The sequence below is a fragment of the Candidatus Schekmanbacteria bacterium RIFCSPLOWO2_02_FULL_38_14 genome (assembly GCA_001790855.1).
GTDB lineage: Bacteria > Schekmanbacteria > GWA2-38-11 > GWA2-38-11 > GWA2-38-11 > 2-02-FULL-38-14-A.
The window spans coordinates 24,262-45,498 of sequence record MGDH01000022.1; the positions used below are offsets into that span (position 1 = coordinate 24,262).

At 35.6% G+C, this 21,237-nt stretch carries 18 protein-coding genes; 8 read left to right on the forward strand and 10 right to left on the reverse strand.

Annotated features, from left to right (window positions below):
- Nucleotides 1–19: 19 nt before the first annotated feature.
- The 7 genes from A3H37_01045 to A3H37_01075 form a co-directional block, all read right to left on the reverse strand.
- Nucleotides 20–1,315, reverse strand: a complete 1,296-nt coding sequence (locus A3H37_01045) for a 4-hydroxybutyrate CoA-transferase (GenBank protein OGL49612.1) — start codon at nt 1,313–1,315, stop codon at nt 20–22.
- Nucleotides 1,315–2,427: a hypothetical protein gene (locus tag A3H37_01050; GenBank protein ID OGL49613.1), complete on the reverse strand. Its 1,113-nt coding sequence runs from the start codon at nt 2,425–2,427 to the stop codon at nt 1,315–1,317. The genes A3H37_01045 and A3H37_01050 overlap by 1 nt, the downstream gene beginning before the upstream one ends.
- 184 nt (nt 2,428–2,611) lie before the next feature.
- On the reverse strand, nt 2,612–3,691 hold the full coding sequence (locus A3H37_01055) for an iron-sulfur cluster-binding protein (GenBank protein OGL49614.1): 1,080 nt from the start codon (nt 3,689–3,691) through the stop codon (nt 2,612–2,614).
- 59 nt (nt 3,692–3,750) lie between these two features.
- A complete protein-coding gene (locus A3H37_01060; GenBank protein ID OGL49615.1) occupies nt 3,751–5,652 on the reverse strand; it encodes a 1-deoxy-D-xylulose-5-phosphate synthase in 1,902 nt (633 codons plus the stop codon).
- A 15-nt stretch (nt 5,653–5,667) separates the two neighbouring features.
- Nucleotides 5,668–6,558, reverse strand: coding sequence for a hypothetical protein (locus tag A3H37_01065; GenBank protein ID OGL49745.1), 891 nt, complete (start codon nt 6,556–6,558; stop codon nt 5,668–5,670).
- A 7-nt stretch (nt 6,559–6,565) separates the two neighbouring features.
- The gene (locus A3H37_01070) at nt 6,566–6,814 is read right to left on the reverse strand and encodes an exodeoxyribonuclease VII small subunit (protein OGL49616.1); all 249 of its coding nucleotides are present in this window, start codon (nt 6,812–6,814) and stop codon (nt 6,566–6,568) included.
- Nucleotides 6,815–6,853: 39 nt separating this feature from the next.
- A complete protein-coding gene (locus A3H37_01075; GenBank protein OGL49617.1) occupies nt 6,854–8,179 on the reverse strand; it encodes an exodeoxyribonuclease VII large subunit in 1,326 nt (441 codons plus the stop codon).
- Between the two features lie 456 nt (nt 8,180–8,635).
- Here A3H37_01075 and A3H37_01080 point away from each other — a divergent pair, with 456 nt between their 5' ends.
- A complete protein-coding gene (locus A3H37_01080) occupies nt 8,636–8,893 on the forward strand; it encodes a hypothetical protein (GenBank protein ID OGL49618.1) in 258 nt (85 codons plus the stop codon).
- Between the two features lie 46 nt (nt 8,894–8,939).
- On the opposite strand, the gene A3H37_01085 is transcribed toward A3H37_01080, so the two are convergent.
- From A3H37_01085 to A3H37_01095, 3 genes are all read right to left on the reverse strand, one after another.
- A complete protein-coding gene (locus A3H37_01085; GenBank protein ID OGL49619.1) occupies nt 8,940–10,139 on the reverse strand; it encodes a phosphopantothenoylcysteine decarboxylase in 1,200 nt (399 codons plus the stop codon).
- 212 nt (nt 10,140–10,351) lie between these two features.
- The gene (locus A3H37_01090) at nt 10,352–10,849 is read right to left on the reverse strand and encodes a hypothetical protein (GenBank protein ID OGL49620.1); all 498 of its coding nucleotides are present in this window, start codon (nt 10,847–10,849) and stop codon (nt 10,352–10,354) included.
- Nucleotides 10,850–10,862: 13 nt separating this feature from the next.
- The gene (locus tag A3H37_01095) at nt 10,863–12,368 is read right to left on the reverse strand and encodes an acetyl-CoA carboxylase biotin carboxylase subunit (GenBank protein OGL49621.1); all 1,506 of its coding nucleotides are present in this window, start codon (nt 12,366–12,368) and stop codon (nt 10,863–10,865) included.
- Nucleotides 12,369–12,618: 250 nt separating this feature from the next.
- Between A3H37_01095 and A3H37_01100 the strand changes: the two genes are divergently transcribed.
- The 7 genes from A3H37_01100 (at nt 12,619) to A3H37_01130 (ending at nt 21,215) form a co-directional block, all read left to right on the forward strand.
- Entirely contained in the window at nt 12,619–14,379 is a 1,761-nt protein-coding gene (locus A3H37_01100) for an aspartate--tRNA ligase (protein OGL49622.1), read from the forward strand.
- 121 nt (nt 14,380–14,500) lie between these two features.
- Entirely contained in the window at nt 14,501–16,387 is a 1,887-nt protein-coding gene (locus A3H37_01105) for a hypothetical protein (protein OGL49623.1), read from the forward strand.
- A gap of 65 nt (nt 16,388–16,452) precedes the next feature.
- On the forward strand, nt 16,453–17,394 hold the full coding sequence (locus A3H37_01110; GenBank protein ID OGL49624.1) for a hypothetical protein: 942 nt from the start codon (nt 16,453–16,455) through the stop codon (nt 17,392–17,394).
- Between the two features lie 71 nt (nt 17,395–17,465).
- Nucleotides 17,466–18,128, forward strand: a complete 663-nt coding sequence (locus A3H37_01115) for a protein-L-isoaspartate O-methyltransferase (GenBank protein OGL49746.1) — start codon at nt 17,466–17,468, stop codon at nt 18,126–18,128.
- 141 nt (nt 18,129–18,269) lie between these two features.
- The gene (locus A3H37_01120; GenBank protein OGL49625.1) at nt 18,270–18,572 is read left to right on the forward strand and encodes a hypothetical protein; all 303 of its coding nucleotides are present in this window, start codon (nt 18,270–18,272) and stop codon (nt 18,570–18,572) included.
- Between the two features lie 170 nt (nt 18,573–18,742).
- Nucleotides 18,743–19,699 (forward strand): hypothetical protein, encoded by a 957-nt coding sequence (locus A3H37_01125; GenBank protein ID OGL49626.1) that lies wholly within the window; start codon nt 18,743–18,745, stop codon nt 19,697–19,699.
- Nucleotides 19,700–19,823: 124 nt separating this feature from the next.
- Nucleotides 19,824–21,215, forward strand: a complete 1,392-nt coding sequence (locus tag A3H37_01130) for a hypothetical protein (GenBank protein OGL49627.1) — start codon at nt 19,824–19,826, stop codon at nt 21,213–21,215.
- The last annotated feature ends 22 nt before the right edge of the window (nt 21,216–21,237 follow it).

Sequence of the window (21,237 nt, forward strand, 5' to 3'; positions counted from 1 at the left end):
GGTCACATCGTTCTAAATCTTACAGGTATTTTCTCTCCATTGCCTCTTTCTTCAGCAAATCTCTGAAATCAGGATGGGCAATAGAGATAAGGGCTTTTGCCCTTTCTCTCAGGCTTTTCCCGTGGAGATTTGCAGCTCCGTATTCTGTTACAACCCAGTGGACATCCCCACGTGAGGTGACGACTGCAGTGCCGGTGTCAAACCTTGGGACAATGCGTGAAATCTTCCCGTTTTTGGCTGTAGAAGGTAGGGCAATAATCGGTTTCCCGCCCTCTGAGCGGGCAGCGCCACGGATAAAGTCAACTTGGCCTCCTATCCCGCTGAATTGTTTTGTTCCAATCGTGTCAGCGCATACTTGGCCCGTAATGTCTATCTGAATTGCAGAATTAATTGCTACCATTTTATTGTTCTGAGTTATTATGAAAGGGTCATTTGTATAATCTGAAGGATGAAGTTCTACAATAGGGTTGTTATCTACAAAGTCGTAAAGATTTTTACTTCCCATTAAAAAACTTGAAATTATTTTTCCAGGATGGAGAGTTTTCTTCTCATTATTGATAACACTTTTTTCAACGAGTTCAATTATACCATCTGAGAACATTTCAGTATGGATCCCAAGATCTTTTTTGTTACCAAGAAATGAGAGTACAGCATCAGGAATTCCTCCTATTCCCATTTGAAGGGTTGAACCATCCTCTATGAGGTCTGCTATATGGCTCCCAATTTTTCTATGTACCTCAGATGATTCACCCTTTAGCAGAGTGAGTATAGGTTCTGAGCTTTCAACAACTGCTGTAAGTTTTCTTACATGAATGAAACTATCTCCGAAAACACGCGGCATCTGATCATTGACTTCAGCAATGACAATTTTGGCATTTTCAGCAGCAGGTTTTATGATATCAACTGATATACCAAAAGAGCAGAAACCATGCTCATCAGGAGGAGAGACCTGTATCAGCGCTACATCAACAGAAAGAGTTCCATTTTTAAACAGTTTTGGAATTTCCGAGAGAAATATTGGGGTAAAGTCAGCTCGTCCATCATTTACTGCATCTCTAGTATTAGTACCCACGAAAAAAGCATTATGCCTGAAAATTCCTTGATATTGTTTATGTGTATAATCTGCAATTCCTGTTGTCAGGAGACTTATAATCTCTACATTTCTTAGTTTTGGGGCTAAGCTGTTTAAAGCCTTTACCAAAACCTGAGGTTCAGCGCAACCAGAACCAATAATTATTCTATTCCCAGATTTTATTAGCTCAACAGCTTTTTCAGGTGTTGTTACTTTGTTTCTGTAAATAGCTGGCCAGTCCATTAGAATAAACTCTCAATAGGGAAGTATTTTTTCTTGAAAAGTTCAGCTAATACTTTCATGGTTATTTTGCCTTTATGGGTATAAGCACCTGATGCTATATCCGGGATATATTTAAGAAAATCATCTCCAGAATTTGTAAGTTCAAGAATATATGGGAAAAGGACATGGCTTATAGACAGTGAAGATGAGTGAGCGACCAGAGATGTAATGTTTGGAACACAGTAATGAATAACACCTTTGTATTCATAAACCGGAGATTTTAATGTAGTTGGCCTGCTTGTTGCTATGCATCCTCCCTGATCAATAGAAAGATCTATAATAAGAGATTTCTTTTTCATTGAAGCCACCATTTCCTCAGAAACTACAATCGGGGCTTTGGCTCCTTTTATATAAATGGCACCAATGACAACATCAGATTCCTTTACCCATTCTGTAAGACCATGAACACTTGAGAAACCAGTATGAACCCCCTTTCCATAATGTCTTTCAACCATTCTCAGCTTTTTGATGTCTCTATCAACAATAAGAACATTCGCTCCTAGAGCTGAAGCTGTTTCTGCCGCTGCTCTGCCAACAGAGCCAGCTCCTATTACAAGAATATTGGCTGGTTGAATTCCTGGTGCTCCGCCCAAAAGTATACCCTTTCCTCCAAAATTACTCTGAAGATACTGTGTTGCAACATGGATGCTTAGACTCCCTGCAATTTCACTGGTAGCTGAAAGTATTGGTAACTCTCCGGAAGAATCAGATATGACCTCAAATCCAATAGCAGTAATTTTTCTGTTTAAAAGTTCAGCAAGATATTTTTCACTTGCAACTGCCAGATGAAGAAAACACATCAGAATACTTCCTTTGTTCATTAAAGAGATGACTTCAAATGGCGGCGGTGTAACTGTTAGTATAAGTTTTCCTCTCTGATAGGCTTCTTCAGGGGAATAGACAATTTTTGCACCTTTGTTTAAATAATCTTCATCACTGAAATCGCTAGCTGTTCCTGCACCTTTAAGAATATAGACATTGTGACCATTCTTTACGATTGTGCTTATTGCCCCAGGGGAGAGCGGAATTCTTAAGTCCTGCTCTTGAGGATTATAAACTATGCTAATATCCATATTTTTAACTTAACTAAGGATAAAATTAAATTCTAATATTTCAAAAAATTTCAGAAATCAAATAGTTCTTAAAGCCAGAGGAAAAAGTTTAGACTAATTATTTGGGATTTTAATTTGTTTTAAACATAGATGTCAAAATCTAATATCTATTTAGTTTGATACAACTTATTCGCAAATAAAGTTTTTAGTATTGCTGAAATAGTTTTCCCCATTTTGTGTTCATAAATTCTTTCACAACCTTTTTACCTTTTACAGGATACCAGAAGAAATCATGGTAAAAATATGAACCAAATACAAAAAGATATACAAGTGGTGTATGGAAAAAGAGTTTCTGGAAAATTTTTAAAGGAGAAAACCAGAGAATATCTCCAATGTAGCTTGCAGTATTATCTCCGACAAAGAAGTTGAAGTTGACTTTTGATATGTCATCTCCAACAATTTCTATTTCTTCAATTTTTCCAACACCCAAACCCTGTTCATGGGCTAATCTGATATATTCAAGACTCATGGGGTCAAAGCCCATCATCTTGGATGCAACTGCATCTATAGCAACACAATCACCACTTGCCAGAATATAGTCTTTCTCAACAGGAATCATTGTTCTTGGTCCTGGTCCGTTTCCGCATGTAGTTCCATCCATTACAGCAAAAATTCCGGAGTGGATTTCCTTTTGTATTGCCAGAAGGTCAACAAGGGTTTTATGGATTTCGCTGTGAGTGTAATGTCTGCGAGTATTTAAAAGTCCACCAAAGGCATTCTTCATAGCTCCGGTAGTTGTAGTATATATATGGGTTTTCATAGTTGGGAGATGGATAATATTTTTATCAAAGAAAAAGTCGGGAAGATAAATTCCTTCGGGATAGATTTTGTAAAGAATATTCATTTTCGCTTTTGGCTCGTAACGAATCCATTTTATATCTTGGGGAAGGAAATTATACTTTTTAGGAATATCATATTTTTTAAAAACCGGATTGAATTTATTAAGTTCTTCTCCCTTAAAAGCATTTGTAACAACGGTTTCATTTGCTACGGACACAAGTTCAGTATAACCAGAAGATTTTAATTTTTTTATTGTTCCTTCAAGCTGCCATGGGGTTGTATTTGCACCAGGGAAAGGGAAATGCCATGAAATGTTATCTTTTAATATTGTGGTTTTGTTTTTTGACAGGAATTTATCAAATTCAGCCAAATCAAGTAATTTCTGATAGTCCTCGATTACTGTTTCAGGTCTTGTCTTTAAAACAGCAACTTTGGTTTTTGCCATTTAGTTTCTCCTTATGTAACACACTTGTTATTTAATTCGTGGCTAATTTAAAAAACGATTTATTTTTTTATGACCTTTAATTTAACAGCACCTAAAGATGATCTTACAACTTTTATAATGCCTTCAGTATCAAGTCCGAATTTTTCTCTCAATTCTACCTGAGACCCGTGTTCGACAAACTCATCAGGAATTCCTATTCTGCAAGAGACAGAATTTGCCAGTCCGTTTTCTGTTAATATTTCTAAAACTGCACTTCCAAAACCACCCTGAAGAACATTTTCTTCAATAGTTATAACTATATTTACTTCAGAAGCAATATTGCAGATTGTAGTTCTGTCCAAAGGTTTTATAAATCTTGAATTAACGACAGCTGTTCTGATACCATCTTTTTCTAATTTTTCAGATGCACACAGTGACGGATATACCATGTTGCCTATTGCTAATAGGGCAACATCTTTTCCTTTTTTAATCACCTCTGCTTTCCCTACTTCAATTAATTTAAATTCCTTTTCGATAACTACTCCGGTACCAATGCTTCTTGGGTATCTTATTGCAACAGGTTGATTCATATTAATAGCAGTATAAAGCATATGCTGTAGTTCATTTTCATCTTTTGGTGACATAACAATCATATTGGGCATAAACCTTAGGTATGATATGTCAAAAACTCCCTGGTGTGTAACCCCATCAGAGCCTACTATTCCTGCCCTATCTATAGCAAATATGACCGGTAGATTTGGGATACATACATCATGTATTATCTGGTCAAAACCTCTTTGTAAAAAGGTTGAATAGATAGCAACTATAGGTTTAAGTCCTTTTGATGCCATGCCTGCAGCAAATGTTATCCCATGTTGTTCAGCTATTCCAACATCATAAAACCTTTCAGGGAATTTATCCCTGAAAATGCAGAGGCCAGTACCTTCAGCCATAGCAGCAGTTACTGCTACTACCCTTTCATCTTTTTCTGCAAGTTTTAAAACTGTTTCTCCAAAAACCTGTGTATAAGATGGAACAGTTGATTTTTCTTTGCTAAAACAGCCGCTTTCAATCTCAAAAGATGTTACTCCGTGGAAAGTGCAGGGATTTTCTTCAGCATATTTATACCCTTTTCCTTTTTGAGTTATCACATGGATTAAGACAGGACTTTGGATTTCCTTAACATTTTTTAAAGTTTCTATCAGGTAATGAATATTATGCCCATCAATTGGTCCTACATACTTAAAACCCAATTCTTCAAATATTATCCCTGGTACAATAAGGCTTTTAATTGCTTCTTCAAGCTTTCTTACCTGCTTTGCCACCCGGGTACCGATTTTGGGGATGCTTTTGAGCAAGGTTTCTATCTCTTTTCTGAATTTCATGTAGCGGGTTCCAGTAGTAACCTTTGACAGATATGCTGCAATTGCTCCTACATTTGGGGAAATTGACATCTCATTATCATTTAATACGACTATGAAGTTTTTCTTAAATCGCCCCGCATGATTTAACCCTTCATAGGCTAATCCTCCGGTAAGCGAACCATCACCAACAACTGCTATTACATAGTTTTCTTCTTTCAGATGACGCATTGCCTCAGCAATACCCAGAGAAACAGAGATAGAAGTGCTTGCGTGCCCTGCAGTGAAAGGGTCATAGATACTTTCTTCAGGGTGTGGAAACCCGCTCAATCCTTTATATTTTCTTATTGTAGAAAATTTATCCTTTCTGCCAGTTAAAATCTTATGTGCGTAACTCTGATGGCCAACATCCCATACTATCTTATCATCAGGGGCATTAAATACATAATGAAGGGCAATTGTAAGTTCTACAACACCAAGACTTGATGCAAGATGTCCACCATTTTGTGAAATAATCTTGATTATCAGTTCTCTGATTTCTGAGGCTAATACATCAAGTTCCTTCAGTGTCATCTCTTTCAAATCATTTGGGTAATTTATCTTTTTTAAAATTTCTTCCATATTTAATTTTTTCTATTATTTGTTTCTTGAAGTTATGTATTTTGTTATCTCCCTAAGCAGTTTAGCACTGCTACCAAAGTTCTGTAAGATATTCAATGCTTCTTCAACAAGCTGACTGGCTTTCCTTTTGGAAGTATCCATGCCAAGGCATTGTGGATAAGTAGCTTTGTCAGTTTTTTTATCACTTCCTGTTTCCTTGCCAATTTTTTCTTCAATCCCTTCAATATCAAGAATATCATCTATTATCTGAAATGCCAAGCCTATTTTTGTACCGTATTGAGTTAGGAGTTTAAGGTTTTTTTCAGATGCTTTTGCCACAATTGCTCCTGCTCTTACGGATGCTGTTATTAATGCTCCGGTTTTATGTGAGTGAATATAATTAAGTGTTTCCTCCTTTACCATTTTTCCTTCTGACTGAATGTCTGCTGCCTGTCCTCCAATCATTCCGTCAATTCCTGAGAAGAATGCTATGTCATTTATTATTTTTAGTGTTAAAGAAGGGTCAAAATTTTCAAGGTTATCCTCATCACTTATTATTTTAAAAGCAAGAGTCAAAAGTGCATCACCCGCTAAAATAGCTATCGCTTCACCGAAAACCTTATGATTTGTCAATTGTCCTCTTCTATAGGTGTCATTATCCATTGCAGGTAGATCATCATGGATTAACGAGTAGGTATGAATAAGTTCAATGGCGCATGCAAATGGGATTGCATATTTCACCACACCTCCGAGGGTTTCGCAGATTACAAGAGTAAGAATTGACCTTAATCTTTTTCCTCCAGCAAAAACACTGTAATTAATGGATTCTTTGAGAGAATCCGGATATCCACTGTATTGAGAAATGAATTTTTTTAATGAATCTTCAATTAATATTTTCCTTGATTCTAATTCTTTTTTGAGCTCCATACTGTTTTTATTCATCAGACTCTTCACTGTTGAGTTCATCAAAAGGCTTTATTATGTTTGATCCGTTTTCTCCTTTAATCAGGATTTCAACTTTTTTTTCAGCTTCTTCAAGTTTTGAAGCACATACTTTGCTGAGGTTAATACCCTCTTCAAATAACCTCATGGATTCTTCTAAGTTAAGGTTTCCTTCTTCAAGTTTTTTTACAATTATTTCAAGTTTCCCAAAGGCATCTTCAAATTTTATTTCATTTCCCATCAGCAGAATTCCCCTTTTGAAAAAATATTGATTCTATAATTAATTTACTTCACAAGATATTTTTCCATCTTTTAAGGTCAAGCTTAATTGTTCTCCTGTTTTTACCTGAGATATGCTTTTAATAAGGTTTCCGTCATTTGATTTCTGGCATATGCAGTAACCTCTTTCCATCTGAGAATAAGGGTTAAAAAAATTTAATATTTCAAATCGTTTCGAATACTCCTTTTTGTAATTTGCTATCAATACCTTCATTGCTGATTGAAGGCGGTTTTCAATTTGTTTTAAAATTCCCTGATAGCTTGATATTCTGTAAGTTGGCTTATGAGCCAAAAATTTTCCATACATAATGATAAGGGACTCTTTCTTTTCACTGATGAGATTAAGAGTTTCTCTATTGATTCTGGATGTCAGTTCGTCAGTTTTCTGATAATATTTTCGAATGAGGCTTAATGGTGTATATGCCTGGCACAGGCTGATTAATAGCTCCAATGATTTATTTAGATATTTTATTTTTGACAGAAATTTATCTTTTAATCTGCTTTGCAGAAAATGCAAATTCTTTTGGATTTCTTCTTTGCTTGAAATTACAAGTTCAGCTGCTGCTGATGGGGTTGGAGCTCTGACATCAGCTACAAAATCAGAAATAGTATAATCAATTTCATGTCCAACAGCAGAGATGACAGGTATTTTTGAGGCAAAGATAGCTCTTGCAACAATTTCTTCATTAAATGCCCAAAGGTCTTCAATTGAACCTCCACCCCTTCCAACAATCAAAACGTCAATATCACTAAATTTATTCAGTTCTTCTATTCCATAAGCTATCTCTTTTGCTGCTTCATCGCCCTGGACTTTTACTGGATAAACCAGAATATGCAGGTTAGCAAATCTTCTGTTAATTACATGGATTATGTCCCTTATTGCTGCACCGGTTGGAGAGGTCACAATTCCGATTTTTTTTGGAAAAAAAGGGAGCTTCTTTTTAAACTTTTTTTCAAAAAGTCCCTCTTCTGCAAGCTTTACTTTCAACTGCTCAAAAGCTAACTGAAGGGCACCTATCCCTTTTGGTTCTATGTAATCAATTATTATCTGATAGATTCCCCTTGCTTCGTAAACTGTTATTCTTCCATTCACAATTACGCTAAGCCCGTCTTTGACATCAAATTTTATAAATCTTCGTTGTGTTTTAAAGATTACAGCTTGAATCTGGGCAAACTCATCTTTTAAAGTAAAATAGATATGTCCTGAGGATGGAATTTTTAAGTTAGATATTTCACCTTCTATCCAAATATTATTGAAATTTAGTTCTAGTTTTTCTTTAATAAGCTGAGTAATTTTCGAGATAGTATAGATTTGAGTTTCTACCATAGTTCAGTAAACCTCATGATTTTGAGATTGAGCTTAAGAGAAATAATACTCTGTGTCAAGGGAGTTTTTATAGTTTCTGAAAACTGTTTTATTTCAGAAACACAATAGGTTCTAAGCTATTTATTTTTATGGCTTTTGAGGACTATGTTTTTAAATTTTTTTTAATGTCGGGTTTTTAGACACTTTTTATATTTATAAAACAATGAGTTAGATTATCTCTGCTAAAAAATGTCGGAAATTTAGACAAATTTCAAGTTTCTATATTTGTACTTTTAAATAAGTCTAATCGATTATTATGGAATTAAGCAATTAAAACAAATAGTTATATTTTTGCCCTAAAAATGGCATAAATTTTGCATAAATCTTAAGTATCAAAAGAATATTTTTTAAAAGGGTGAGAATTAAAACTTTTATTAAAGCCTTTCTTCTCTAACCAGCAATTTCTTAAGGAAAACTATGTCTGACAATAGTGGGAAAAAAGAAGAATTTGCTGAAGAAGAAACAAAATTTCTTCAGCTAAGAACTGCTGTTAACCTTACAAAGTTAATAATATTGCAGGGAGAAATTACGTATGGAGAGGCTTTAAAACTTGTTGAAAACCTCAGGTCTTATTCCATGAAGCTTTTTCCTGAAAAAGAAGAGACTTTTGAGTTGGTTTATAGAGGAAGATTTAATAGAATAATGGACGAAAAATACAAGTATTTGGAAGAATAAATTTATTTATTCAGTAAGAGTTTCAAAAATAAGAAGGAAAGTATTATTATAATTTTTTAAGATTTAGTATTCTGTCAAAAATCTTCTCTGCAACTTCTTCTTTTGAGAGTTTTGGCAGGTCTTTAATTTTTCCATTTCTGTCTATAAGCTTGACAATGTTTGTGTCAGAATTAAAACCTGCACCATTCTGAGTTACATCATTTGCAACTATGAGGTCGCAGTTTTTTTCTTTAAGTTTTTTCTGGGCGTTTTTTATAAGGTTTTCAGTTTCTGCGGCAAAGCCCACAAGAATCCTTTTTCCTTTTTTCTTTCCCACCTCAAGCAATATGTCAGGAGTTTTTTCAAGTTTCAGGGTAACAGATTCTTTCTCATCTTTTTTAATTTTGGCGTAAGATTCTTTTTTGGGTTTGAAATCAGAAACAGCAGCAGCTTTGATTATCATAGTGGATTCCGGGAGATTCTTGAGAACTGCTTCTCTCATTTGCGAAGCAGACAGAACATTTATTATTTTTGCACCGGGAGGGAAGGGAATACCGGTCGGAGCGCTTACCAGGGTTACATCTGCCCCCCGGGCTAAAGCTACCTTAGCAAGAGCATAACCCATTTTCCCGCTTGAGCGGTTAGTGATATATCTTACAGGATCAATTGCCTCCTGAGTTCCTCCTGCAGTAATTAATATTTTTTCTCCCTTGAGGTCTGATTTCTGAAGCAAAGTTTTTTTTACTTTTTCAATTATCAATGAAACTTCAGCTAATTTTCCTATACCCTCATCTCCACACGCAAGCTCGCCTGTCTGCGGCTCAATAAATTCAACTCCAAGGGATGATAGTTTTTTTATATTTTCTTTTGTTGTATGATGCAGATACATATTTGAGTTCATGGCAGGGGCAATTAGTATTTTTCCTCTAAATGCTAAATAAAAAGTTGAAAGAAAATCATCAGCTATGCCGCTAGCAAACTTTGCAATAATATTGGCTGTTGCAGGGACCACAAGGAGGAGGTCAGTTTCTTTTGCGAGGTTTATATGGCAGACATCAAACTCTGACGGAAGATCAAACTGCCCACTTATTACCCCGTTTTTTGTAAGAGTCTGTAGGGTTAAAGGAGTTATGAACTCACAAGCATTTTTTGTCATAATTGCAGTGACTGAAACTCCTGCTTTTCTTAATTCTCTTACAATTTCGCAAGCCTTGTAAGCAGCAATTCCGCCTGTTATTCCGAGAACTATATTTTTACCCTTAAGCACAGTTTAAGATTTTTACCCGTTATAAGTTTTGTATCATATTCTTTTTTGTCATTGCGAGCGATAGCGAAGCAATCTCGGTTTTTAGCTATTAGCTGATAGCTGTCAGTATTGTAATGAGATTGCTTCGTCGCTAAATAGCTCCTCGCAATGACAAAGACTTTTTTCAACAGCCTGTTAAAGCTGTTTAGGATTTCGAATTTAGAATTTTCCCCCTACTCAACCACAATCAGTGTGTCTCCTGCATTTACAACAACCCCTTCTTCAACTGCTATCTCTTTTACTACACCTTTACTTGACGACTTAAGCTCGTTTTCCATCTTCATTGCCTCAACTACGATCATTCCTGCCCCGGACTCAACTTCTTCTCCTTCTTTTACCAGTATCTTAACGATTTTTCCTGGCATAGGAGCCTTGATAACCTGTTTTCCGCTTTCGGGTTCCTTTTTTTTCTGAGCCATCCGCCTTGTTGCTTCATCAAACACTTCAATTTCAAAGCTTTCACCACTTATATCAACTATGTATTTATTTTCCTCGCTTTTAATATTGGAAAGATATGATTTGTTTGACACAATAAGGGAGTAGAGTTCCTTTTTAAAAAGAGTAGCATCAACATCAAATTCTTCACCGTCAATCTTTATAAGAAAAGACTTCTCTTTTCTTTCAATTTCAACAGAATATTCTTTATTCCCTACTAAAATGTCAAAAATCATTTTTATGTTTTTTTTAGAGCCTGCTTCCCCACATCTGCCATTTGCCAGCAACTTTCCAGTGGTTTTTGGGCTGGTGACTCTGGTCATGGAAAAGCGATTCCTTTTCAGCCTTTTTGAATGATTCAATAACAGCAGTGAGAATGGCTATTTTGAGAGCCTCGTCTGAAGGGAAAGAAGAGGGTTCAATTCTTTTTGCTATAAAATTCGTATCAATATCACCTTCTATAAAATGTTTATTTGATATTACCTTTTTCAAGAAAGGTATTGTTGTTTTAATTCCTGTTATTGAATACTCATTTAAAGCCCTTAACATTCTCATTCGCGCTTCTTCTCTGTCTTTTCCCCATACAACAAGTTTTGAAATCAAAGGGTCATAGTGGACTGAGATATTGCATCCTTCATAAGCACTTGAATCATATCTGATTCCGTAACCTCCGGGACTACGCAGAGTTCTTATTATGCCGGGGGACGGAAGAAAATTTTTTTCAGGGTCTTCTGCGTAAATTCTGCATTCCATTGCACAGCCATTTCTTTTAATCTTATCCTGTGTAAGTTTCAGCTTTTCTCCTGAAGCAATTCTTATCTGTTCTCTAACAATATCTATTCCTGTTACTATTTCAGTTATGGCATGTTCCACCTGAAGACGGGTGTTCATTTCAAGAAAGTAAAAATTATTCTTTTTATCTACAAGGAATTCAACCGTGCCTGCATTGGTATAGTTAACTGCTTTGACTGCCTTTAGTGCAGCAATTCCCATCCTCTCTCTGAGCTTATCATCCACAACAGTAGAAGGTGTTTCTTCGATTATCTTCTGATGTCTTCTCTGGATTGAGCATTCTCTCTCAAAGAGATGGACACTGTTTCCATGCTTATCTGCCAATACCTGAATTTCAATATGTCTCGGGTTTTCAAGATATTTTTCAACATAGACAGAGGAATTCCCAAAAGCGGCACCTGCTTCTGAACGTGCAGCACGCACGCTTGATTTCAACTCGTTTTCTGTATGAACAATTCTCATCCCTTTTCCGCCGCCACCGGCAGCAGCCTTAATCATTATTGGAAATCCTATCTCCTTGGCTATTTTAAAAACCTCATCATCATTCTCAATGCTTTCAGTTGTTCCTGGAAGGATAGGGATGCCAGCTTCAGCCATTATTTTTCTGGCTGTTGTTTTGTTTCCCATTTTTTCAATAACGTCAGATGAAGGACCAATAAAGGTTATTTTTTCTTTTTCACACTCTTGAGCAAACCTTGAATTTTCTGAAAGAAAACCATAGCCGGGATGGATTGCATCTGCTCCGCTTTCTTTTGCAACAGAGATGATTTTATCTATGTTAAGATAGCTTTTGATTGAAGCAGCTTCACCAATACAGTAGGCTTCATCAGCGAGACCTACGTGAAGGGAATTTCTGTCGGGTTTAGAATAAACTGCAACTGTAGGGATGTTTAAATCCTGACAGGCGCGGATTATCCTTATGGCAATTTCGCCACGATTAGAAATTAAGATTTTTTTAAACATAGTATTAATTTTATTCTTTAACAAAAATAAAACCGAAAAGCAACAGAATTTTCTTCACTCTTTCATTTCTGTTGACAATCCTGATTGTCAAATTATAATTATTTGCCTATTTCTAAATTAGTTAATTAATTTAATAAGTTAGCAAAAAGGTTGAGGGTTCAAAAACTCTATAGTTTAAATCCCGTCAACCACCCTTTAAAAAGTTGGGACAAGTGGAATTTGATTTTTATAATTATAGGAGCATAACAAATTGAAAAGAACACATTCATGCGGAGCTTTGAGAAAAGAAAATATAAATCATGAGGTGTCACTTGCCGGATGGGTGCAGAGAAGAAGGGACCATGGCGGGTTAATATTCATTGATTTAAGAGACAGAGAAGGCATTACTCAGATAGTATTCAATCCTACTATAGGTTCTGAAGCTCATTCAAAAGCAAAGGATTTGAGAAGCGAATATGTCATGGCTGTCAGAGGGATTGTTTCTCCAAGGCCTGAAGGAACTAAAAATCCTAATCTGCCTACTGGTGAGATTGAAGTTCTAGCAAAGGAGCTTGATATACTAAATGAAGCAAAAACACCTCCGTTTATGATTGAGGATGACGTGAATGTTGCGGAGGATGTAAGGCTGAAATACAGATACCTTGACCTGAGAAGACCATCCATACAGTCAAAGATAATACTGCGACATAATGTAACAAAAACTGTCAGAGATTATTTAAGCAATGAAGGTTTTTTAGAGGTAGAGACCCCGTTTCTTACAAAAAGTACTCCTGAAGGCGCAAGAGATTATCTTGTCCCAAGCAGGGTCAATCCCGGAAGGTTTTATGCCCTTCCGCAGTCTCCACAGCTTTTTAAGCAGATACTCATGGTTGCTGGCTATGAAAAATATTTCCAGATTGTAAGATGCTTCAGGGATGAGGATTTACGGGCAGACAGGCAGCCTGAATTTACTCAGATTGATATAGAAATGTCATTTGTTGACAGAGAAGATATTTATTCTACAATAGAAGGATTGTTCTTAGAACTTTGGAAAAAGATAAAAGGCATAGAGCTTAAAATTCCTTTCCCAAGGCTTTCATACAAAGAGGCAATGTCAAGGTTTGGAAATGATAAGCCTGATACAAGATTCGGACTGGAACTTTGTGATTTGGGAGAGATACTTGGAAACTCTGAGTTTAAGGTCTTTTCTGATGCTATTAAATCAGGAGGAAAAATTTGCGGAATAAATGCAAAGGGATGTGCCAATTTTACAAGAAAGGAAATTGATGAATTTACGGAGTTTGTCAAGATATACAATGCAAAAGGGCTTGCAACTTTTAAGGTTACAGAGACTGAGCTACAGTCCCCAATAACAAAGTATTTAAAAGATGAACAGATTCAGAAAATAAAAAAGACAATGGGGGCTGAGGTTGGTGACCTTTTGATGATTGTTGCTGATAAGGAAAAAGTTGTTTATGATTCTCTTGCAAATCTGAGGTTGAAACTCGGAGAGAAAATAAATATTATAGATAAGGATAAATTCAATTTTCTCTGGGTTACAGATTTCCCTTTGCTTGAATACAGCGAGGAGGATAAAAGGTTTGTGGCAATGCACCATCCCTTTACTTCACCAAAAGATGAGGATATAAACTTTTTTGATACTGAGCCTTCCAAAATTCTTGCAAAGGCATATGACCTTGTTCTTAATGGTTCAGAAGTTGGAGGCGGGAGTATCAGAATCCACAAGAGGGATGTTCAGAACAAAATGTTCAGGACTCTTGGAATTTCAGATGAAGAAGCTCAGGTGAAATTTGGGTTCCTCCTTGAGGCCCTAGAATATGGAACTCCTCCTCACGGAGGCATTGCTTTTGGTCTGGACAGAATTGTAATGATACTTACAGGTGCATCATCAATCCGTGAGGTTATTGCTTTTCCAAAGACACAGAAGGCAACCTGTCTTATGACTGATGCACCTTCAGAAGTTGATAAAAAACAGCTTGATGAGTTGGGAATAAAATTGAAGGTTAATTAAAAAGGGTTTGAGGATTCTATGTTTTTACGCTTTGCGCTTTAAGCTGTTTTGACTATTGAACCCATTGTTCTTTACCTTTTGGGCAGAGTCAGACTAATAAATCAAAATAGAGGGATTAAGTATGCTTGATGTGATGAGAAAGAACATAAAGTCTTTATCAATATTTTTATGGCTCGTGATTTTTTCTTTCATAGCCTTTTACGGTGTTAACACAAGGAATCCCAGTGAGACTGAATCAGTGGCAGTAGTAAACGGAGATGCAATATCTTTTTCTTTATACAGACAAGAATATTACAAGACACAGGAGTTCTTTAGAAATATTTTAAAAGAAAATGCAGATGAGTATCTGAAAACTGTTGATTTGAAAAAGATAGTTCTTGATAGATTGATAGAAAGAACTCTTTTGTCCCAGCTTGCAAAGAAGATGGAGATAACTGCAACTGATGAGGAGCTTGTTGACAGGCTCAAAAAGTATGATGTGTTCTTGAATGAGAGAGGTGACATTGATAATGACAGAATAGTGAACGTTCTGGAGAAAAATAGAATTGATCCTAAGAATTTCATGGAAGAGCAGAAACAGGAGATTCTTGTTGAAAAGATGAAAAAGCTGATTGAAGATTCTGCAAAGGTTTCCACTTCTACTGTGAGGGATGAATATATCAAAAAATATGAAAAAATAATGGTAGAATATGCATTTACTCCAAACGATTTTTACAATGACAATGTTAATGTCAACGAATCTGATACGAAGAGTTATTTTGATAAGAATAAAGAAAATTACCGCAAGCCAAAAATCAGAAAGGTAAAGTACACCATCATAGATACAAATGGATTTGATAAGGATTTAAAAATTGGGGAGAATGAGGTCAGGGATTATTACAATAAAAATATTGATCTCTACAGGGCAAAAAACAAAGAAGTCAGGGCAAGACATATACTCTTTTCCTTAAAACCAGATGCGCCAAAAGAGGAGGAGGAAATAGTAAGAAAAAAGGCTGAAAAGGTTTTAAAAGAAGCAAGAAACGGAAAGGATTTCACAGCGCTTGCACAGCTTAATTCTGATGAGCCAATGGCAACTGTAAGCGGTGGCGAGCTTGGATATTTTTCAAAAGGAAGGATGGTTCCGGAGTTTGAAAAGGCAGCATTTTCTTTAAAAAAAGGTGAAATCAGTGATTTGGTAAAGACTAACTTTGGATACCATATAATAAAAGTAGAAGATATACTTGAAGCAGGAACACCAAGACCTTTTGAGTATGTTAAGGCTGAGATAAGATCAAAAATTATTAATGAGAGAAAAAGGAGTTTAGGATTAGAGAAGGCTAATGAGGTTTATAATGAGTGGGTAAAACAAAAAGAAAAAGAAAACCTTGAGGAAATAAGAGGCAATAGGATTATAAGTGACGAGATTGAAGAAGGAAGTTTTATAAAGGAGATGGGCAGGAATACTGATGTTAACAGGACTTTGGCAGAACTCAGGGAAGGAGAGTTTTCAAAACCATTTTTAACAGGTAATGGATGGGTAGTGTTAAAGCTTGAAAAAATAATTCCATCTTCTCTTTCTTCATTTGAGGAAGTAAAAGAGAAAGTGAGAAAAGATGTGGGTTCAGAGAAAAGTTCTCAGATGTTGGCTGAAAGGGCGAAAGAATGGTCAAAGAGTTTAAACAATAAATTAGCTTTTAAACAGATAGTTGATAAGAAAATTACAGTCAAAGAAAGCGGCGAGATAAACAGAGATAGTAATCTTGCAGGGATATCAGAGCAGGAAAATTTTAAAGGCTTTGCTTTCTCTTTATCAGAAAAAAATCCTGCAACTTATTTTAAAGCAAAAGATGGATACTTCTTAATAAATCTTATTAAGAGAATTCAAATAGATGAAAAGGATTTTGAAAAAAAGAAAAATGAATTCTATAAAAGCCTTCTTGCAGAGGAAAAAAACAGAGTTTTTACCGAGTCAATAAAAAATCTTAAAGCTCAGGCTGAAATTAAAACCTACAAAGAATTCTTGTGATAACTAATCATTAACTTAGTTTCAAATACCAAAGCTGAAATTCCAAATATGCCTTTATAACTGCAATGACTAAAACCGGTTTAGTTTATCATGACGATTATCTGACCCATATTGCAGGTCTTAGTCATCCGGAAAGACCGGAAAGGCTTAAGTCAATTATAAGTTTTCTTGAAAATAGCAGATTGATGAAGCAACTTATCAGGATTGAGCCTGTGAAAGCAGGAATTGAATGGATAGGAGAAATTCATAGTCAACACTATATAGAACATGTAAGAGAATCATGTGAAAAGGGTGATATCTTCCTTGATTCAATGGATACAGGGATTTGCAAAAATTCCTATGATGTTGCACTTCTTGCATCAGGAGGATGTTTGAAGGCAGCAGATGCTGTTATGGAAAATCTTGTTAATAATGTCTTTTGTGCTGTAAGGCCACCTGGACACCATGCAGAAAAAAACCAAGCGATGGGGTTTTGTATTTTCAATAATATTGCAATTTTAGCAAGATATCTTCAAAAGAAACATGATATAAAAAATATTCTTATAATAGACTGGGATGTACATCACGGCAATGGCACTCAAAAGGCTTTTTATGACGACGATTCAGTTTTTTACTTCAGCATCCATCAATTTCCCCATTATCCAGGAACAGGCAGGGAATCGGAAAAAGGAAATGGTTCAGGGACAGGATATACTCTAAATGTTCCTGTAAGCATAGGATATGGAGATGAAGATTACATTAAAATATTCAAAGAAACATTAAAGTCTGCTGCTTTACGCTTTGAGCCTGACTTTGTTTTGATTTCTGCAGGGTTTGATGCTCATTCAAATGATCCCCTGTCAGGGATTTATATGTCAGAAAAGGGATTTAATGGTATTACAAGAATTGTAAAGGAAATTGCAGATGAATGCAGCAGAGGAAGAATAATCTCTGTTTTGGAAGGAGGATATGACTTAAACTCTTTGGTAAAAAGTGTTAACGCACATATTTCAGCATTAATGGAGTAGTTTCACAGATGAGAAGCTTATTGAGCTGTTTTTTGATTTTTCTGTTAATGACAATATTTACTGAAGCTGGAATGAATAAAGAAAAAGCTAAAAGCAGTGAAACTTTATACGCAGGCTTAAGGGACAGAATGGTTGAGGAGCAGATAGTTGCCAGAGGGGTAAAAGACAAAAGGGTAATAGGTGCAATGAGGAAGGTTCCCCGCCACAAGTTCATTCCTGAGGAAAACAGGGAATATGCTTATGAAGATGAGCCGGTTCCAATAGGATATGGACAAACCATTTCACAGCCGTATATTGTTGCACTTATGACTGAATACATCGGAATTAAGGGGAATGAAAAAGTTCTTGAGATTGGTACCGGTTCCGGTTATCAGGCTGCAGTCTTAGCTGAGATTGCAAGGGAAGTTTATACAGTAGAAATTATTGAGCCTTTGGGCAGGTATGCAAAAAAGAGACTGGATGAGATGGGATATAAAAATATAAAGGTTAAAATTGGAGATGGATACAAGGGATGGAAAGAATATGCGCCGTTTGATTGTATAATTGTGACAGCAGCTCCTGCAGAAATTCCACAGGCTTTAATAGAACAGCTCAGGGTTGGAGGTAAAATGGTAATACCTGTGGGGAAATGGTTTCAGGATCTGGTTCTCGTAGAGAAACTTGATAAAGGGATTAAAAAAAGAACAGTTGCTCCTGTAAGGTTTGTTCCGATGACAGGAGAAACCCAGAGATGATTTTTGTTGAAAAAAGGTTAGAAAAAATTATAATAAAAACTTTAAAAATCGTGGAGTTTTTTTAATCCAAAACAGAGTAACTCTTAAAATATTATTTCAGAAATCATAAGCAAACAAGTAAGTTAAAATTTATTAAAACTTATGGAAAAAATTAATAAGTGCTTAAAATGCGGGAAGAAATTTGGAGAAGGAGAGTTAAAATACAAAATTAATATGGTTATTGCTTCGGATTTTGATGGTGTGCTTGGTGAATCTGAAGAAGAAATGGAGATTGATGAGTTGATGGAAGAGATTGAAAACAAAGAGCCTGAAGAACTGGAGGATGAAGTATATAAGGAAGTTAATTTTCTTCTATGCAAGCCTTGCAGGGATATTTTTCTAAAAAAAATAACTGATCTTCAGATAAAGCAGATTATCGAGGATGAAGATCTTACTTGGCAGTAAGGTTGTGAGTTTATTAGTATAGTACAAATTAATGATTTGGATTTAATTTGGCAGATAATAGATAATTTATAGCAAGTTTAAATTTTATTTGGGGAGGTGGTACAGAGGGGAAATAATTTATATATTAAAGACGAAGATTAAGTTATAATTTTTTTACAGGAGTAGGGTTGATGAAAAGAATATATTTTTTTGGAATTTTGTTTTTATTAATTTTAGGATGTGAACAATTTCAGTTGAGAGATCCAAAGGAATTTTATGACAGAGGAGATAATCTGGCAAAACTTGGCCAGATTGAACTTGCTCAGTTAGAATATCAAAAGGGGCTGAAAGTAAATCCCAATGATCCAAGAGGGCATTACAGTTTAGGAGTCACATATAAAATTTTAGACAAGAGAGCCGAAGCTATCAGAGAATTTCATGAAACACTTAAATTAGCCCCAACCGATCCCGGCGCACATCATATGTTAGGTGATATGTATTTTACTGAGGGGAAACGGGATGAGGCTATAAAAGAATTTAATGAAGCTTTAAAGAATGGAACGAATTATCCTGGTTTGTCTGAATTGCTGTTGATGATGGGACATGTTTATTTTGATAAAAAGGATTATGAACATGCTGCTAAATATTACACTGATTCAATAGCAAAAAACCCTAATAGCTATATATCTCATCTTTTTCTTGGTTATAGCTATTCAAGCATAAACAAGCTTGATGATGCTCTAAAAGAGTTTCACGAGGCATCAAGGCTTGAACCGAATGACTATGAGCCTTTTTTCAGAATAGCCCTGATTTATGATGTTCAGGGTAAACTTGATGAAGCAATGAATAAGTATAATGAAGCATTGAAGTTGAAACCAGACCTTAAAGATGCAGTTTTCAGAATGGGTACCATTTATTACAAAAAAGAAAAATATGAGGATGCATTAAAAAAATATGAGGAGGTCTTGAAAATTGACCCTAATGATGCAGATTCACACCTTAACCTTGGCTCGATTTATGAGAATAAACTGAAATCAGATGAAAAAGCAATTTATTATTATAAAGAGTTTTTGAGGTTAAATCCAAGTTATAAAGATGCAGATGTAATAAAAGTAAGGATAGAACAGTTAGAACCATCAAAAAAATAGCAAACAACACATTGCAGAAATCATAGATTTTTACGCTTTAATAAAATAACTGCTACCTTGGATTATTTAAAGCTTTTATTCTTTTCGCTAAGGGTTATGATGAAAACTTTTAGAAAGGAATCCAGTGATAAGCAATACAGCTTTTAGGAGAATTTTTGTCATAGACAGAGTAATCTCTGATGTGATTTCTTTAGTAATTGCTTTTTATCTGGCACACTTTATACGCTATACTGTCCAAGAGCCGCTTTTTTACAGGCCATTAAGCGAATACTATGATAATTTTGCTGTGGGGCTGGTAGCTTGGATTCTGCTTTTTATAAGATCTACCTTGTACAAGCACAAGGCTCAGTTATGTAAGTTTGATCAGTTTTTTTCCATTCTTGGGAACGGGGTTTTAGCTACGCTGACTATTTTTACATATATGGCATTGGTAAAGGAGTCAGAGTATGCAAGATTGACAATCATATACTTTGGAGCTTTAGGGGTTGTTTTTATTTCTATTGGAAGGTTCTCTATCAGAAAAATTCACAATAAATTCAGGAGAATGGGATATGGAGTCAAAAATGTGCTTCTTGTAGGAAGTGGAAAATCAGGAGATATGCTGGAGAATAAAATCAAAAATCATCCTGAACTTGGCTACAGGCTTGTTAAAGTGATAAAACCTGAAGTTGTTAATGAAAATGGACAGGTTAGCACGGAAAAAATTAACAAGCTCTTTGATGAAACTTTTTCTTTTGTTGAGAAGAACAGGGTTGATGATATCATCTATATCCATTCAAGAGGTTATAAAGAAGATATAATGAAACTGCTTTACTTATGCGAGGATAAAAAAATTGTGCTTACAATTGTTCCTAATCTTTTTGAAATTATGACCAAACAACTGGATTTTACAGATATTGGCAATATTCCTTTGATAAAACTCAAAGAAAAACCGTTAAAAAAATGGCAGGAGTTTTTCAAGAGAATAATAGATTTAGCTCTTGCAATTCCAGGGGTTATAGTTCTTCTGCCATTTATGGTTCTTGTCTGGGTTTTAATAAAAATTGATTCCCAGGGACCAGGATTATTCAGCCAGGAACGCATAGGAAAGGGTGGCAAACCTTTTATAATGTATAAATTCAGATCAATGCAGGTCTATGCAGCCTCTCTACCTCCTACAAGAACTCAGGCTAATGACCCAAGAATGACAATGATAGGAAAGTATTTGAGAAAGTACAGCATTGATGAACTGCCGCAGCTTTTTAATGTAATTAAGGGAGATATGACTCTGGTTGGTCCAAGACCTGAAACAGCATTGTATGTTGACCAGTACACAAGCTGGCAGAGGAGAAGGCTTGAAACCAAACCAGGAGTAACAGGATTGGCTCAGGTAAACGGAGTCAGAGGCAATATAGATTCTGTAGATGAAAGAGTTATGTACGATGTTGAATATATTGAAAACCAGAGCATAACCCTTGATGCAAAAATTCTATTTGCAACACTTCTTGTGTTTCCTTTTCAGACAAAAGCCGAATGATAGAACACTTTTGTTTTTGTAC